The 14,512-nt window shown below is 73.1% G+C and carries 11 protein-coding genes, 1 pseudogene and 1 riboswitch; of the genes and pseudogenes, 4 read left to right on the top strand and 8 right to left on the bottom strand.

What is annotated here, in order from left to right; translation table 11 throughout:
- Positions 1 to 19 precede the first annotated feature (19 nt).
- From cobO to OHU74_RS08125, 6 genes and pseudogenes are all read right to left on the bottom strand, one after another.
- Complete coding sequence (cobO, locus tag OHU74_RS08150; protein WP_371615262.1) at positions 20 to 619, bottom strand: cob(I)yrinic acid a,c-diamide adenosyltransferase; 600 nt, start codon at positions 617 to 619, stop codon at positions 20 to 22.
- Positions 619 to 2,718, bottom strand: coding sequence for a putative cobaltochelatase (locus OHU74_RS08145; RefSeq protein WP_371615261.1), 2,100 nt, complete (start codon positions 2,716 to 2,718; stop codon positions 619 to 621). The genes cobO and OHU74_RS08145 overlap by 1 nt, the downstream gene beginning before the upstream one ends.
- Positions 2,715 to 4,516 (bottom strand): annotated as a pseudogene (locus OHU74_RS08140) (cobyric acid synthase). Before OHU74_RS08140 ends, OHU74_RS08145 begins: the two are co-directional and overlap by 4 nt.
- The gene (locus OHU74_RS08135) at positions 4,513 to 5,484 is read right to left on the bottom strand and encodes a cobalamin biosynthesis protein (protein ID WP_371615260.1); all 972 of its coding nucleotides are present in this window, start codon (positions 5,482 to 5,484) and stop codon (positions 4,513 to 4,515) included. The pseudogene OHU74_RS08140 and the gene OHU74_RS08135 overlap by 4 nt, the downstream one beginning before the upstream one ends.
- Before the next feature lie 58 nt (positions 5,485 to 5,542).
- Positions 5,543 to 5,626, bottom strand: a riboswitch (cobalamin riboswitch).
- Positions 5,627 to 5,854: 228 nt separating this feature from the next.
- Positions 5,855 to 6,076, bottom strand: a complete 222-nt coding sequence (locus OHU74_RS08130) for a hypothetical protein (protein WP_330295740.1) — start codon at positions 6,074 to 6,076, stop codon at positions 5,855 to 5,857.
- Between the two features lie 28 nt (positions 6,077 to 6,104).
- Positions 6,105 to 7,373 carry an anion permease gene (locus tag OHU74_RS08125; protein WP_371615259.1) on the bottom strand — a complete coding sequence of 423 codons (1,269 nt, stop codon included), beginning with the start codon at positions 7,371 to 7,373 and terminating at the stop codon, positions 6,105 to 6,107.
- 430 nt (positions 7,374 to 7,803) lie between these two features.
- Between OHU74_RS08125 and OHU74_RS08120 the strand changes: the two genes are divergently transcribed.
- Entirely contained in the window at positions 7,804 to 8,943 is a 1,140-nt protein-coding gene (locus OHU74_RS08120) for an alpha/beta hydrolase family protein (RefSeq protein WP_371615258.1), read from the top strand.
- 153 nt (positions 8,944 to 9,096) lie between these two features.
- On the top strand, positions 9,097 to 10,554 hold the full coding sequence (locus tag OHU74_RS08115; RefSeq protein ID WP_371615257.1) for a hypothetical protein: 1,458 nt from the start codon (positions 9,097 to 9,099) through the stop codon (positions 10,552 to 10,554).
- A gap of 92 nt (positions 10,555 to 10,646) precedes the next feature.
- Here the strand turns inward: OHU74_RS08115 and OHU74_RS08110 are convergent, their stop codons facing one another.
- Both OHU74_RS08110 and OHU74_RS08105 read right to left on the bottom strand, forming a co-directional pair.
- Positions 10,647 to 11,042: a VOC family protein gene (locus OHU74_RS08110; RefSeq protein ID WP_371615256.1), complete on the bottom strand. Its 396-nt coding sequence runs from the start codon at positions 11,040 to 11,042 to the stop codon at positions 10,647 to 10,649.
- A 70-nt stretch (positions 11,043 to 11,112) separates the two neighbouring features.
- A complete protein-coding gene (locus OHU74_RS08105) occupies positions 11,113 to 12,003 on the bottom strand; it encodes a neutral zinc metallopeptidase (RefSeq protein ID WP_371615255.1) in 891 nt (296 codons plus the stop codon).
- 312 nt (positions 12,004 to 12,315) lie between these two features.
- Between OHU74_RS08105 and OHU74_RS08100 the strand changes: the two genes are divergently transcribed.
- A complete protein-coding gene (locus tag OHU74_RS08100; protein ID WP_330295735.1) occupies positions 12,316 to 13,914 on the top strand; it encodes an ABC-F family ATP-binding cassette domain-containing protein in 1,599 nt (532 codons plus the stop codon).
- Between the two features lie 353 nt (positions 13,915 to 14,267).
- Positions 14,268 to 14,489: a helix-turn-helix domain-containing protein gene (locus OHU74_RS08095; protein WP_204357858.1), complete on the top strand. Its 222-nt coding sequence runs from the start codon at positions 14,268 to 14,270 to the stop codon at positions 14,487 to 14,489.
- Positions 14,490 to 14,512 lie beyond the last annotated feature (23 nt).

The raw sequence follows: 14,512 nt of genomic DNA, 5'->3' as shown, positions 1-14,512 counted from the left end.
TCGGACGAGTCGGACGAGGTCACCACTCGATGCCCTTCTGGCCCTTCTGGCCGGCGTCCATCGGGTGCTTGACCTTGGTCATCTCGGTGACGAGGTCCGCGAACTCCACCAGCTTCTCCGGCGCGTTGCGGCCGGTGATCACCACGTGCTGGGTGCCGGGACGGTTGCGCAGCACCTCGACGACCTCGTCGACGTCGATCCAGCCCCAGTGCATCGGGTACGCGAACTCGTCCAGCACGTACAGCTTGTGCGTCTCGGCGGCCAGGTCGCGCTTGACCTGCTCCCAACCCTCCTTGGCTGCCTGCTCGTTGTCGAGCTGCGCGTCGCGCTGGACCCAGGACCAGCCCTCGCCCATCTTGTGCCAGACGACCGCGCCGCCCTCGCCGGAGGCGCCGAGCACCTTCAGCGCGTTCTCCTCGCCGACCTTCCACTTCGCCGACTTGACGAACTGGAACACCCCGATCGACCAGCCCTGGTTCCAGGCGCGCAGCGCCAGGCCGAAGGCCGCCGTCGACTTGCCCTTGCCCGGTCCGGTGTGGACGAAGACGAGCGGGCGGTTGCGGCGCTGGCGCGTCGTGAGTCCGTCGTCCGGAACGACGGACGGCTGTCCCTGCGGCATTACGCGGCCCTCCTGAGGGTCGGGGATGAGGTACGTACGTTCTTGACGAGCCCGGCCAGCGAGTCGGCCCGCAGCCCGTCCAGGGTGATGGCGGGTCCGCCCAGATCGGCGGCCAGTACTCCGGCCAGCCCCAGCCGGACCGGCCCCGACTCGCAGTCCACGACCACGGAGGTGACCCCTTCGGCCGCCAGCAGCCGGGCGCTGCGGCCGGACAGCTCACGGGGGTTGCCCTCGACGCCGCCGGCCGAGGTGGCCCGCCCGTCGGTGACGACCACGAGCAGCGGCCGCCGGCTGGGGTCCCGCAGCCGCTCGATCCGCAGCACCTCGCGGGCCTTGAGCAGCCCGGCGGCCAGCGGGGTGCGCCCGCCGGTCGGGAGCTTCTCCAGCCGGGCGGCGGCGGAGTCGACGGAGGAGGTGGGCGGCAGGGCCAGTTCGGCGGTGGAGCCGCGGAAGGTGATCAGGCCGACCTTGTCGCGGCGCTGGTAGGCGTCCAGCAGCAGCGACAGCACCGCGCCCTTGACCGCGCTCATGCGCTGCCGGGCGGCCATGGAGCCGGAGGCGTCGACCACGAACAGGACGAGGTTGCCCTCGCGGCCCTCGCGCGTCGCCTGCCGCAGATCGTCCTTGCGGATCACCAGCCCGCGCCCGGCGCGCCCGCGCGCCCTCTGGTGCGGGGCGGCCGCCTGGATGGTCGCCGCCAGGTGCAGCTTCGTCAGATGGCCCCGGGGGCGCTGGGCGCCGGTGGTGCGCCCGTGCGCGGTGCGGGCGCGCGACCGGCGGCCGGACGCGCCCTCGCCGAGCCCCGGAACGCTGAGCATCTTGGTGCGGAACGGCTCGGAGGCCCGTACGGCGGCCTGCTCGGGCTCCTCGGCCTCCTGCCGGGAGGGCTCCGGCTCGGGGGCCTCGGAGGGCTGCTCGGGCCCGGTCTGCGGCTGCCGGTCGTCCTCGGCCTCGGGGGCGTCCGGACCGGACCCCTGCGGGGGTACGCCGCCGCCGTCGTCACCGCCGCCGTCCGGGCCGTCGCCGTCGCCGTCCGGTCCTTCGCCCGGGCCCTCCGGCTCCGGCTCCGGCTCGTGGTCGGGCTCGTCGTCCGGGAACTGGTCCAGGATCCGGTCGAGCTTCTCCTCGTCGAGGCCGGGGGCGTCGAAGGGATTGCGCCGGCGCCGGTGGGGGAGGGCCAGCAGGGCGGCCTGCCGGACGTCCTCCTTGCGCACCTCGGTCCGCCCGGCCCAGGCGGCCAGGGCGGTCGCGGTCCGGGCCATCACGATGTCGGCGCGCATGCCGTCGACCTCGAAACCGGCGCAGGTCGCCGCGATCTGCAGCAGCGAGGTGTCGCCGAGGACCACCTTCGGGAGCAGGCCGCGGGCGGCCACCACGCGGGCGCGCACCTCGTCCTCGTCCCCGGCCCAGCGGCCGGCGAAGGCCGCCGGGTCGTCCTCGTAGGCGAGCCGGCGGCGCACGACCTCGACCCGCTGGACGGGCTCGCGGGAGGCGGCGACCTCCACGGTCAGCCCGAACCGGTCCAGGAGCTGCGGGCGCAGCTCGCCCTCCTCGGGGTTCATGGTGCCGACGAGGAGGAAGCGGGCGGCGTGCCGGACGGAGATGCCCTCGCGCTCCACGTAGGAGGCGCCCATCGCGGCGGCGTCGAGGAGCAGGTCGATGAGGTGGTCGTGGAGGAGGTTGACCTCGTCCACGTAGAGGATCCCGCGGTGCGCGTCCGCCAGCAGACCGGGCTCGAAGGCCTTCACGCCCTCGGCGAGGGCCCGCTCGATGTCGAGAGCGCCGACCAGGCGGTCCTCGGAGGCACCGACGGGAAGCTCGACCATCCGGGCGGGGCGCCCGGTGCCCGCACCGGGCTCGTGCGGGCCGTCGGGGCAGCCGGGGTCGGGGGCGGCGGGCGCGCAGCTGAACCGGCAGCCGGGGACCACGTCGACCTGAGGCAGCAGTGTGGACAGCGCGCGGACGGCGGTGGACTTGGCCGTCCCCTTCTCGCCGCGCACGAGCACACCGCCGACCGCGGGGCTCACCGCGTTGAGCAGCAGCGCGAGGCGCAAGTCGGTTTGACCGACCAGCGCGGTGAACGGGTAGGGCGTGCTCACGTGTTGCTCACTCCTTCGAAGGTGCGGACCGTTGTCGTCTGCGGCGCCGTTGCCGGGGGCGCCGCCCCCGGACCCCCGCGCCTCAAGCGCCGGCGGGGCTGGATTTGGCCCGGCGGGCTGGATTGCGCGCGGCGCAATTCCAGCCTCGCCGGCGTTTGAGGCGCGGGGTCTGGGGCGGAGCCCCAGGGAACGGTGGAAGGGCGGGTAGGGGACAGCCCCCGCAGGGCCACGCCCGTCACGGCGCGCCCGGCGGGAGGAAGGGGAGGCCCGAGGGGGCACCGCCCTCGATGAGCCGGAGCAGCGCATCCGTGTCCGCGTGTTCCTCGATCAGGTCGCCCAGCAGGTCCAGCTGTTCCTCCCGCAGGGTGGCGAAGGAGGTGTCCGGGGCCGGGACGAAGCGGCGGCCCGCAGCCGCGGCCACCTCACGCAGGAACGCCCGGCGGAAGCCGTCGGACTCAAGTGAGCCGTGCCAGTGCGTGCCCCACACCTCCCCGACCCGGCAGCCGTCCAGGAAGGGGGTACCGCCCAGGACTTCGGCCACGCCGTGGTGGATCTCGTAGCCCTCGACGGACTCGCCCAGCGCCGAACCCACGGGCCGCGCCAGGGTCTTCTCCCGCTCGAAGCGCACGCGCACCGGCAGCAGCCCGAGCCCCGGCACGGAGCCCGCCTTCGACTCGACCTCGTCCTCGATGTGTTCGCCCAGCACCTGGAAGCCGCCGCAGATCCCCAGCACCGGCCGCCCCTCGGCGGCCCGGCGCGCCAGCGCGTCCGCCAGCCCGCGCTCCCGCAGCCAGGCGAGGGCCTTCACCGTGCCGCGGGTGCCGGGTACGACGACCAGGTCCGCGTCGGCCAGTTCCTCGGCCCGGTCCACGAACCGCACCACCACCCCCGGCTCCGCCGCGAGCGCGTCCACGTCCGTGAAGTTCGACATCAGCGGGACCGCGCACACCGCGACCCGCAGCACGTCCTCGCCGACGGGCGGGGCGACCACGGATTCCCGTACCGCACCCCGCAGGGAGACCCGCAGGCCGTCCTCCTCGTCGATGCCCAGACCGTGCTGGAAGGGCAGCACCCCGTACGTCGCACGCCCCGTCAGGCCCCGCAGCATCTCCATGCCGGGCTCCAGCAGGCTGACGTCGCCGCGGAACTTGTTGACCAGGTAGCCCGCGATCAGCGACTGGTCCTCGGGCGACAGCAGCGCCGTGGTGCCGAAGAAGGAGGCGAAGACCCCGCCCCGGTCGATGTCGCCGACCACGACGACAGGGAACCGCGCGGCCCGCGCGATCCCCATGTTGACGATGTCGGTGCGCCGCAGGTTGATCTCGGCCGGGCTGCCCGCCCCCTCGCAGATCACGGCGTCATACGTGCCCCGCAACTGCTCCAGGCAGTCCGTCACGATGCCGAGCAACTGCTCCTGGCGGCCCCCGTGCAGTGCTTTTCCGGGGGACGACCCCCCAGACCCCCCGAAGAACCCGCGGGCGCTCATCTCGCCCACCGGCTTGCCCAGCAGCACCACCTGGCTGCTGCGGTCGCTGCCGGGCTTGAGCAGCACCGGGTTCATCAGCGCGGTCGGCTCCACGCGCGCGGCCTGCGCCTGCATGGCCTGCGCCCGGCCGATCTCCGCGCCCTCCCGGGTCACGAAGGAGTTCAGCGACATGTTCTGCGCCTTGAACGGGGCCACCTTCACCCCGCTGCGCGCCAGCCACCGGCAGATGCCCGCCGTGACCACGCTCTTGCCCGCGTCCGATGTCGTACCGGCGACGAGGAGTCCGCCGCCGCGCTTCGCGCCGCTGCTCATGCGCGCCGCCCCTTCTTCTTGCGGGAGTTCGTACGGGAGACCAGCGTCCGGGCCGCCACGCAGGCACCCAGCGCCGTCCATGTCACCTGCCGCGAAAGCCTGACCGCCCGCTCGATGTCGGCGACCTCCACCGGCCGTCCCGCCGCGCCGTTGAGCACGGCCCGGTGCTCGATGCGGCCCCCGTAGGCCAGGGTCCCGCCGAGGCGGACGCCGAGCGCCCCGGCGAAGGAGGATTCCACCGGGCCCGCGTTCGGGCTCGGGTGCTTGGCGGCGTCCGCGCGCCAGGCCCGTACGGCGCCCCGCCGGTCGGGTCCGGCGAGTACGGCGGCCAGGGCCGTCAGCCGGGCGCCCGGCCAGCCCGCGAGGTCGTCGAGGCGGGCCGAGGCCCAGCCGTAGCGCAGGTAGCGGGGGGACTTGTGGCCGACCATCGCGTCCAGGGTGTTCACGGCGCGGAAGGCCAGCAGCCCGGGGACGCCGCCGACGGCGCCCCACACCAGGGCTCCGACCACCGCGTCGGAGGTGTTCTCGGCGACCGACTCCACGACCGCGCGGGCCATCTGCTGTTCGTCCAGGGCCTGCGGGTCGCGCCCGCACAGGTGCGGCAGCCGCTCGCGGGCCGTCTCGGCGTCCCCGGCGGCGAGCGCCCCGCCGATGGCGCGGGCTTCGCGGCCCAGCGAGGTGCCGCCCACGACGGCCCAGGTGGCGGCGGCGGTCAGGGCTATGCGGGCGGCCGCGGGCCGGGAGCGCACGGCTCGGGCGCCCAGCGCGCCGATGGCGGCCGCGCCTCCGGCGCACACCAGGGTGTGCAGGGCGCCACGGGCGCGGTCGTCGCGCCACAGGGCGCGTTCGACCGCGGCGGCGGCTCGTCCGAAGGCGGCCACGGGGTGCCCTCGGCGCGGATCCCCGAGGATCCGGTCGCCGATCAGGCCGGCCGTGGCGCCGTACGCGAAGACGCGATCGGCACGCATGGTGGCAGGTATGTCCTCACTCAGGGTCCGCGCCCTGGTTCGACGTGTCCGGCGGCGAGAGTTCCTGGCTCCCGGTCGCACTCGGCTGGAGTGCTCCGGTGACAGTGGCGGGACCGCGCCGGATTCGCACCGGACTTCCTCTCCATGCCGCCGTATTGGCTCGGGCAGTCCACCACGCACCGCGAAGGCCCGTCAACTCGCCGTTGACCTGCGCCGGGGGCACCGGGACGGAGGGGTCGGGGGAGCCGGGACGGCCGGGCCGGGTGCGCCGGGAGGGCGGGCCGGGGCACGCGAAAGCTCCCCCCGGGGGAATCCGGAGGGAGCGTTCGTATGCGTATGGCGTTCGTATGGGTACGGGGTGCCCGGCGTCTCAGGCGACGATCAGGTAGATCCCGTAGCTCACGGCCGCCGCGCAGAGCGCGAAGCAGGCGTAGGCGCCGGTACGGGCCAGGGTGGCGGCGCCGCCCTGCTCCGTGGCGGCCTCGTGCTTGGACAGGCCCATCAGACCGAGGGTGAACAGGGTCACGAGGACGACGGTGGCGGTGAGGCTGACCCCGAAGACGGAGCCGAGTGCTGCCCAGTCGATCTTCATACTGCGGATTCCTCTGTCGTTCTCGGGGTCAGACCGCCGCGGCCGGAGCCGCGGGGGTCGCCGGGGCGGCCGGGATGGTGGCCTTGAGGGCTTCGTCCGTCACCGCGGCGGTCGTGCCGGGGGTGCCCGCGAGCGGCGGGACGGCGACGGCGGCCATGGCCGTGGTGACCACGCCGGGCTCCTCGGCGGCGGCCGGGGCCACCTCGTTGACGTTGGTGTGGTCGACGACCTGGCGGCGCGAGATGAACCAGATGGCCACGCAGGAGGCGACCAGGAAGACCGCGACGGCGGTGACGCCGATGTCACCGGTGCGCATGACCAGCTCGGCACCGGAGGCGACGAGGGCCGCGGCGGGCAGGGTCAGGCCCCACGCGATGAACATGCGGGTGGCGGTGGACCAGCGGACCACACCGCCCTTGCGGCCGAGGCCCGAGCCCATGACGGCGCCGGAGCACGCGTGGGTGGTGGAGAGGGAGAAGCCGAGGTGCGAGGAGGCCAGGATGACGCTGGCGGCCGAGGTCTGGGCGGCGAAGCCCTGCTGCGGCTGCAGGTCGGTCAGGCCGCTGCCCATGGTGCGGATGATGCGCCAGCCGCCCAGGTAGGTGCCCATCGCGATGGCCATGCCGGCGGAGACGATGACCCAGACCGGCGGGTTGGAGCCGGGGGCGATGGCACCGCCGGCGACGAGCGCCAGGGTGATGATGCCCATCGTCTTCTGCGCGTCGTTGGTGCCGTGCGCGAGGGAGACGAGGCCGGCGGAGGCGATCTGGCCGGCGCGGTAACCCTTGGCCGAGGTCTTCTCGCCCATGCCCTTGCCGACCTTGTACGTGACCTTCGCGGCCAGGTACGCGGCGACGCCGGCGACGATCGGAGCGGCGATCGCGGGGATCAGCACCTTGGTGACGACGACACTGCCGTTGACCGCACCCATGCCGGCCGAAGCGACCGCGGCACCGATCAGACCGCCCATCAGGGCGTGCGAGGAGCTGGAGGGCAGTCCGACCAGCCAGGTGACGAGGTTCCAGAGGATCGCGCCGACCAGGGCGGCGAAGATGACCTCCGGCTGGATGCCTTCCTCGTTGACCAGGCCCTTGGAGATCGTCTTGGCGACCTCCACGGACATGAAAGCGCCGACGAGGTTGAGCACGGCGGACATGGCCACCGCGGTCTTGGGCTTGAGGGCGCCGGTCGAGATGGTGGTGGCCATCGCGTTGGCCGTGTCGTGAAAACCGTTCGTGAAATCGAACACGAGAGCGGTGATGATCACGATCCCGAGGAGAAGCGTTATGTGCTCCATTTACCCAGGCTTCTGTTTGACGTCAGTGGTTCGTGGACCGTAGGCAACCTGAATGAACGGAAGGTGAACTGGCGGGGGTCGTACGGTGTATCGATCCGGCACCGGATCGGGACCTTCGTCCTGTTAAAGCCGTGGATCCCTCCATTGATGCACGTCACGGGCCGGTCCGCGCCCGCCCCGGGGCGGGACTTCCGGTAGGTCCCGCCGCGCGGGCGGGCCCGGGAAGAGACCCAGATCACCCTCCGGCGAGCCCTTCCCGCACCCTTCCGCTCTCCGCGGGCTCCCCTTCCCCGCACCCTGCGACCGCCCTCCGCGGCCCCTTCCGTTTCCCGTCCGGCCGCGCCGGGGGAGCGGGGTGCGGCGCCGGGAGCGCCGGGCGCGGCGATCCCCTCCGGTGGCCCGCCGCCGGATCCGCCTCGACACTGGAGCGGTGCGTACCGCCACAGCGACGGCAGCGGCCGTCACCACGACTCTTCTGGGCGCCGGCGCGGCCGTCACCGCCGCCGCCCTCGCCGGGCGGTACGCCGCCGACGCCGCCCTGCGCAACGAGCCCGGCCGCCCGCTCCCGGGCAGCCCCCGGCTCAGCGTCCACTCCACGGCCGCCGGCCGGGTCGAACTGACCCGCTCGCTGGCCTCCCTGCGCCCCGGCACCTACGGTCTGACCGCGCCCGGGGTGCACGCCGTGGTCGGGCCCGTCCTCCCCGACGCCCCCCACGGCCCCGACACCGTGGTGCGCAGACTCCTCGCCGTCACCCACGGCAGCCTCGAACCCGGCACCCGCGTCACCCTCACGCCCCAGGTCCACCTGGGCAATCCGGGCTCCGCCCTCGGGCTGGACCACGCCGACGTGGACGTGCCGGGCGAGCTCGGAGCCCTGCCCGCGTGGTTCGTGCCCGCCGCCCGTGACACCTGGGTGATCACCGTCCACGGGCTCGGAGCCACCCGCGAGCACCCGATGGTGGTGATGCCCTTCCTGAACCGCCAGCGGATGCCCGTCCTGGACCTCGGCTACCGCGGAGACCTCGGGGCCCCCGCGTCCCCGGACGGCCTCGGCCACCTCGGCGAGTCCGAATGGCGCGATCTCGACGCCGCCATCCGCTACGCCCTGCGCTACGGAGCCCGTCGCGTGATCCTGCACGGCTGGTCCACCGGAGCCACCATGGCACTGCACGCGGCCGAGCGCTCGGCGCTGTCCGACCGGATCTCCGGGCTGGTGCTCGACTCTCCCGTCCTGGACTGGCACGCCACCCTCAGGGCCCTCGCCGCGGCGCGCCGTACCCCGGCCGGGCTGCTCCCGCTCGCGGTCAAGGCCGCCGAGGGCCGGGCGGGGCTGCGCGCCGACCGCCGGGCCCCGGGATCGGATCCGGCGTCGCTGCGGGTCCCCGTCCTGATCTTCCACGGCCCCGACGACACCCTCGCGCCCTGGGAGCCCTCCCGCCGGCTCGCCGCCGCCCGCCCGGACCTGGTGACCCTGCGCCCCGTCCGCGAAGCGGCGCACGGGGCGATGTGGAACGCCGACCCGGCCGGATACGAGGAGGCGCTGCGCCGCTTCCTGACCCCTCTTATGTGACGCCCCATGTGACGGTCCGTCGGCCGCGGTGTCCGAAGAATGTGCGCCGGATGGGGTGGGGAGGGCGGGTTGTCCCGGTCTGTCCCCTCGGTGCCCCGTGGCAATGGCCGGTTCCGTTTGGGCTTTCGGCCGGTGACGGGCGAGACTGCTCACGTGACGTCCCGAAAGCCTGATGAGCAGTTGGCTCGCGACTCCAGACTCCGACTCGTCTACCCGCGGTCCGTGGGTACGGCCCGCAAAGCGGTGACCGACCGGCGGACCCGGACCGCCCCCAGGCCTCCGGCGGGCACCCCCGCCACGGCCGACCTGGCGAACAGAGCCCGCGCCTCGCTCGCCGACGCCGTACGGCTGGCCCGCTGGGCCGAGCTCAACCTCGGCGCCGGAGACGGCGGCAGGCCCGCACCGGCGGGAGCCCTGCCCGCCGCCGATGTCGAACGCGCCGCCGCACAGCTGCGCCTGACGCCCGGCCAGATCCGGGTCGGCTGGGACCGCTCCCGGCTGGCCGGCCTGGTCGAGGTGCACGGAGGCCATGCCCGGCCGGGCTGGCGCCTGCGCGCCTGGGACAGGGACGACGCCGCCGTGCTGCGCGGCTGGGTCGCCCTCTTCGACGCCTGGTCGCTGGTCCACCCCGCCCCCGCCGACATCGCCCCCGCGGCCGTCGCCGAGGTCGTCGAGGCCATGCCCCAGCTGCTCTCCCTGCTCCAGCTCTCCGCCGGTCCCGTGACCGTCCCCGACCTGCTGGACCTGCTCGGGCAGCGCGTCGACGAACTGCGCGACGAGCGGTGCGAGGTCCCCTACGAGGCCACCGCGCAAGCGGACGGCTCCGGGCAGGGTGACTCCGGGCTGGGCGACTCCAGTGCGTCCGACCCCGCTCAGGCCGCGCCCCCGGTACCGCTCGCCCGGCTGCTGCGCTGGGCGCTCGGCGGACTGGCGGCCGTCGACGCCGTCACCCTCGGTCCCGCCCAGGCCACCCTCACCCCGCTCGGGAGCTGGGCCGTCTGGGTCAAGCTGGAGCAGATCTGCGTCGCCGCGCAGAGCCCGGTCGGCAACATCGAGCAGTCCGCCGCCGCCATGCTCCACGGCTGCGCGCGGCTGTCTCCGGGCCCGGCCCGCGCCGAGTACCAGGCCTGGCTGGCCGCCCGGCCCGTCGGCCACGCCGTCTCCGAGCTGCTGCTCGCCGCCCGGGGCGAGGACGCCCTGCTGCGCGGGCTCGCCTTCGAGGCGCTGCGCGTGGTCGGGGCCCCGGCCGAGCCCGACGTGCGCGCCGCCACCCGCGAGCCGGCCCTGCGGCCCTACGCCCTGCTCTGGCTCGCCGAGCACGACGGGGTCGACCCCGACGAGGCGCAGGACGTGCTCACCTCCGAGGAGCAGACCTGGCTCTGGGTGGACACGGCGGCCGCCATCGCTGACCACGGCGAAGCCGAGCTGCTCGCCCGCCACCTGGACTCGGCCGTGCGGACCACGGTCCCGCGGCTGCTGGACGAGGTCCGCGCGGTCGGTCATCCCCGGACGGTGCAGGTGCTGGTCGCGCTGGCCGCGGCCCACCCCGACCCGGCTCTGGCCAAGGCGGTCCGCCGGGCGGCCTTCCAGGTCCACACCGGCGGTTCGTGAGGCTCCGCAAGACCTCGTAGGACCCCGTAAGGCCCAGTAGGGCCCGGCGGGGCCCCGTTCGCCGGAAGCGCGCGGGGCGTGCGCGCCGCGGGTCAGGCCTGCGGCACGTACGTCCCGAAGCTCCAGATGTTGCCCTCGGAGTCCCGGGCCATGTAGTCCCGCCCGCCGTAGTCCTGGTCGGTGGGCGGCATCAGGATCTCCACGTCGTGCTCCACGGCACGCTTGTGGTGGGCGTCCACGTCGTCCACGACCACGTACACGCCGGTCGGGCCGCCGCCGGCCATCGCCGCGTCGAAGAGCCCGCCGCGGCCCTTGCTCCCCAGCATCACCATGCCGTTCCCGTAGGACAGCTCCGCGTGCTGCACGACCCCTCCGTCCCCCTCGTAGGCGGTGACCTGGGTGAAGCCGAACGCTTCCGTGAGCTGGCGGATCGCCGCCTTGGCGTCGGTGTAGAGCAGTGTCGGATAGATGGACGGAACGCCTGCCATGACGATCACTCCCTCTTGCTGTCGCGGGGTCGGGTGACCCGCATCACAGCATTGCAGGGGCCACTGACACTCAGCGGAAGGTGTTGCACTGCGCCATGTCTCCCGTGCGGTAGCCCTGGTAGAACCACTGCTGGCGCTGCTCGGCCGACCCGTGCGTCCAGGACTCCGGGGTCACCCGGCCCTGGAACTTCTCCTGGATCCGGTCGTCGCCGACCGCGGCAGCCGCGTCCAGGCCGTCCTTGATGTCCTGGTCGGTCAGGCTGGTGATCAGCGGCTTGCCGGTGGACTCGTCCGGGGTCTTCGTCGCGTTGTGCGCCCACACCCCGGCGTAGCAGTCGGCCTGGAGCTCGACCCGTACCGCGTTGCTGTTCGCGCCCTGCCGCCCGTCCTGGGCCTTCTGCAGGGTGCCGGTCAGGTTCTGGATGTGGTGCCCGTACTCGTGGGCGACCACGTAGGCCTGGGCGAAGGGGCCGCCGCTCGCGCCGAACTTGCTGCGCAGCTCGTTGAAGAAGCCCAGGTCCAGGTAGACCTGCCGGTCGCCGGGGCAGTAGAAGGGGCCGACGGCCGAGGTGGCCGCACCGCAGGCGGTGTTCACCTTCCCGGTGAAGAACACGGTCTTCGCCGGGGTGTACTGGGCGCCCCGCCTGGCGAACTCCTGCTTCCAGAAGTCCTGGGTGCTGTTGATTACGGCCACCAGCCGGCAGTCCTCCCGCGCGTTCGCGTCCTGCCCGGTCTTGCAGGCCTGCTGCACCTGGGCGGCGGAGGAGGAGGTGGACACCGGCTCCGGGCTCCCGTCGGACAGGCCCAGCTGCTCCGGGCCCACCCCGAAGATCAGACCCATGATCAGTGCGATGAATCCCACGATGCCGCCGCCGATGGTGGCCCTCCCGCCCGGGATGCGGCTCCCGCGGACATCGTTGACCTCGGAAGTGTCCAGATTGGCGTTGTCGTCGAACTGCATCCCGCACCGCCCTCTATTCGTGAAGCCGTGGGCGGCCACGTGTCCGGCCCCTGCGGCGAGTACCAACGTGTTCATCCTGATACGCCCCCCGGCCGGGAGCCGCACGCGATGGGCCGAACGGGGGACGCGGGGGAGCGGGCCCGGGCGGCCGCGGATCGGCGTGCCTCGGCGGCGGACCGGTGGCGGACGGGCCCGAAAGTGGTTGCGCACCCCCGGTAGAATGAGTTCCATGGCAAATCTCCTCGCGGATTAGCGGCGTCGAAGCATCGCGTCCTGCCTTCCGCCGTCCCCACCCCGCCCTGGAGTATTTCCGTGATCACCGCCACCGGCATCGAGCTGCGCGCCGGCGCCCGCATCCTCATCGAGAACGCGTCCTTCCGTATCGCCAAGGGCGACCGCGTCGGTCTCGTCGGCCGCAACGGAGCCGGCAAGACCACCCTCACCAAGTGCCTCGCGGGCGAGGGGACACCGGCCGCCGGCAGCATCGCCCGCTCGGGCGAGGTCGGCTACCTCCCGCAGGACCCCCGCACCGGCGACCTCGACGTCCTGGCCAGCGACCGCATCCTGTCCGCGCGCGGCCTCGACGTCCTGCTCAAGAAGATGCGGATGAACGAGGAGCGCATCTCCAGCGGCTCCGGCGCCACCCGCGAGAAGGCGATGCGCCAGTACGAGCGCCAGGAGACCGAGTTCCTCACCAAGGGCGGGTACTCCGCCGAGTCGGAGGCCGCGACCATCTCGGCCGCCCTCGGCCTGCCCGACCGGGTGCTCGGCCAGCCGCTGCACACGCTCTCCGGCGGTCAGCGCCGCCGCGTGGAGCTGGCCCGGATCCTCTTCTCGGACGCCGACACCCTCCTCCTCGACGAGCCGACGAACCACCTCGACGCCGACTCGATCGTGTGGCTGCGCGACTACCTGAAGAACTACCGCGGCGGGTTCATCGTGATCTCCCACGATGTCGACCTGGTCGAGACGGTCGTCAACAAGGTCTTCTACCTCGACGCCAACCGTGCCCAGATCGACGTCTACAACATGGGCTGGAAGCTCTACCAGCAGCAGCGCGAGGCCGACGAGAAGCGCCGCAAGCGCGAGCGCCAGAACGCCGAGAAGAAGGCCGCGGCGCTGAACTCGCAGGCCGACAAGATGCGCGCCAAGGCCACCAAGACGGTCGCCGCGCAGAACATGGCCAAGCGTGCCGACCGGCTGCTCGCCGGCCTGGAGGCCGTGCGCGTCTCCGACAAGGTCGCCAAGCTGCGCTTCCCGGACCCGGCGCCCTGCGGCAAGACCCCGCTGACCGCCGAGGGCCTGTCGAAGTCGTACGGCTCGCTGGAGATCTTCACCGACGTCGACCTGGCGATCGACAAGGGCTCGCGCGTGGTCATCCTCGGCCTCAACGGCGCCGGCAAGACCACGCTGCTGCGTCTGCTGTCGGGCACCGAGAAGCCCGACACCGGCTCGGTCGTCCCCGGCCACGGCCTCAAGCTCGGCTACTACGCCCAGGAGCACGAGACCCTGGACCCGGAGCGCTCGGTCCTGGAGAACATGCGCTCCTCGGCGCCGGACCTGGACCTGGTCGCCGTCCGCAAGACGCTCGGCTCGTTCCTCTTCTCCGGCGACGACGTGGACAAGCCCGCGGGCGTCCTGTCCGGTGGCGAGAAGACCCGTCTCGCCCTGGCGACGCTCGTGGTCTCCTCGGCGAACGTGCTGCTGCTCGACGAGCCCACGAACAACCTCGACCCCGCGAGCCGCGAGGAGATCCTGGGCGCGCTGCGCACGTACAAGGGCGCCGTCATCCTCGTCACGCACGACGAGGGCGCCGTGGAGGCGCTGGAGCCGGAGCGGATCATCCTGCTCCCGGACGGCGTCGAGGACCTCTGGGGCCCGGACTACCGGGACCTCGTGGCGCTCGCCTGATCCGCTTCCGCAGGTTGATCCAGTTGCTTATGGATCATTCGGCTCAGGCGTGATCCATCATCTGAGTGAGACGGTCTCATACCGTTCCGCGCTCGACTACGGCCCCGGTCGCACCTCTACGGATGTGCGACCGGGGTCTCGTGTTTTCGCGCTCCGGCCCCTGACCTGGCGATTCATCCCGGGGGAGCGGAAATGTGACGGAGGTCATGCAGCGGAAGAGGAGATTCCGTTCTGCATGGGCGTCCACCCCGCGGGAAATGCCGCCGTACCGACCTTGCTGAATGGGTGGCCAGGAAGCCGGGGAGGGGTGATCATGAGAAGTCCAGAGCGCACTTCCCATAGAGGAGGCACGGGTGGCCGAAACTCTGAAGAAGGGCAGCCGGGTAACCGGCGCCGCGCGTGACAAGCTCGCGGCAGACCTGAAGAAGCAGTACGACTCCGGTGCGAGTATCCGGGCGCTGGCCGAATCGACTGGCCGGTCCTACGGATTCGTCCACCGGATGCTCAGCGAATCCGGAGTCACGCTGCGTGGTCGCGGTGGCGCGACGCGCGGCAAGAAGGCGGCTACGGCCTGAGCATCGGATCAAGGTTCCACTTG

Source organism: Streptomyces sp. NBC_00454, from assembly GCF_041434015.1.
Classification (GTDB): domain Bacteria; phylum Actinomycetota; class Actinomycetes; order Streptomycetales; family Streptomycetaceae; genus Streptomyces.
The sequence above is the reverse complement of the archived record's forward strand: the minus strand, read 5'-3'. Positions and strand labels throughout refer to the sequence as shown.

What these genes read in the sequence shown, in the direction of transcription:
- cobO (WP_371615262.1), bottom strand. Translation starts at nt 619, where the DNA reads ATGCCGCAGGGACAGCCGTCCGTCGTTCCGGACGACGGACTCACGACG.
- OHU74_RS08135 (WP_371615260.1), bottom strand. Translation starts at nt 5,484, where the DNA reads ATGCGTGCCGATCGCGTCTTCGCGTACGGCGCCACGGCCGGCCTGATC.
- OHU74_RS08130 (WP_330295740.1), bottom strand. Translation starts at nt 6,076, where the DNA reads ATGAAGATCGACTGGGCAGCACTCGGCTCCGTCTTCGGGGTCAGCCTC.
- OHU74_RS08125 (WP_371615259.1), bottom strand. Translation starts at nt 7,373, where the DNA reads ATGGAGCACATAACGCTTCTCCTCGGGATCGTGATCATCACCGCTCTC.
- OHU74_RS08110 (WP_371615256.1), bottom strand. Translation starts at nt 11,042, where the DNA reads ATGGCAGGCGTTCCGTCCATCTATCCGACACTGCTCTACACCGACGCC.
- OHU74_RS08105 (WP_371615255.1), bottom strand. Translation starts at nt 12,003, where the DNA reads ATGCAGTTCGACGACAACGCCAATCTGGACACTTCCGAGGTCAACGAT.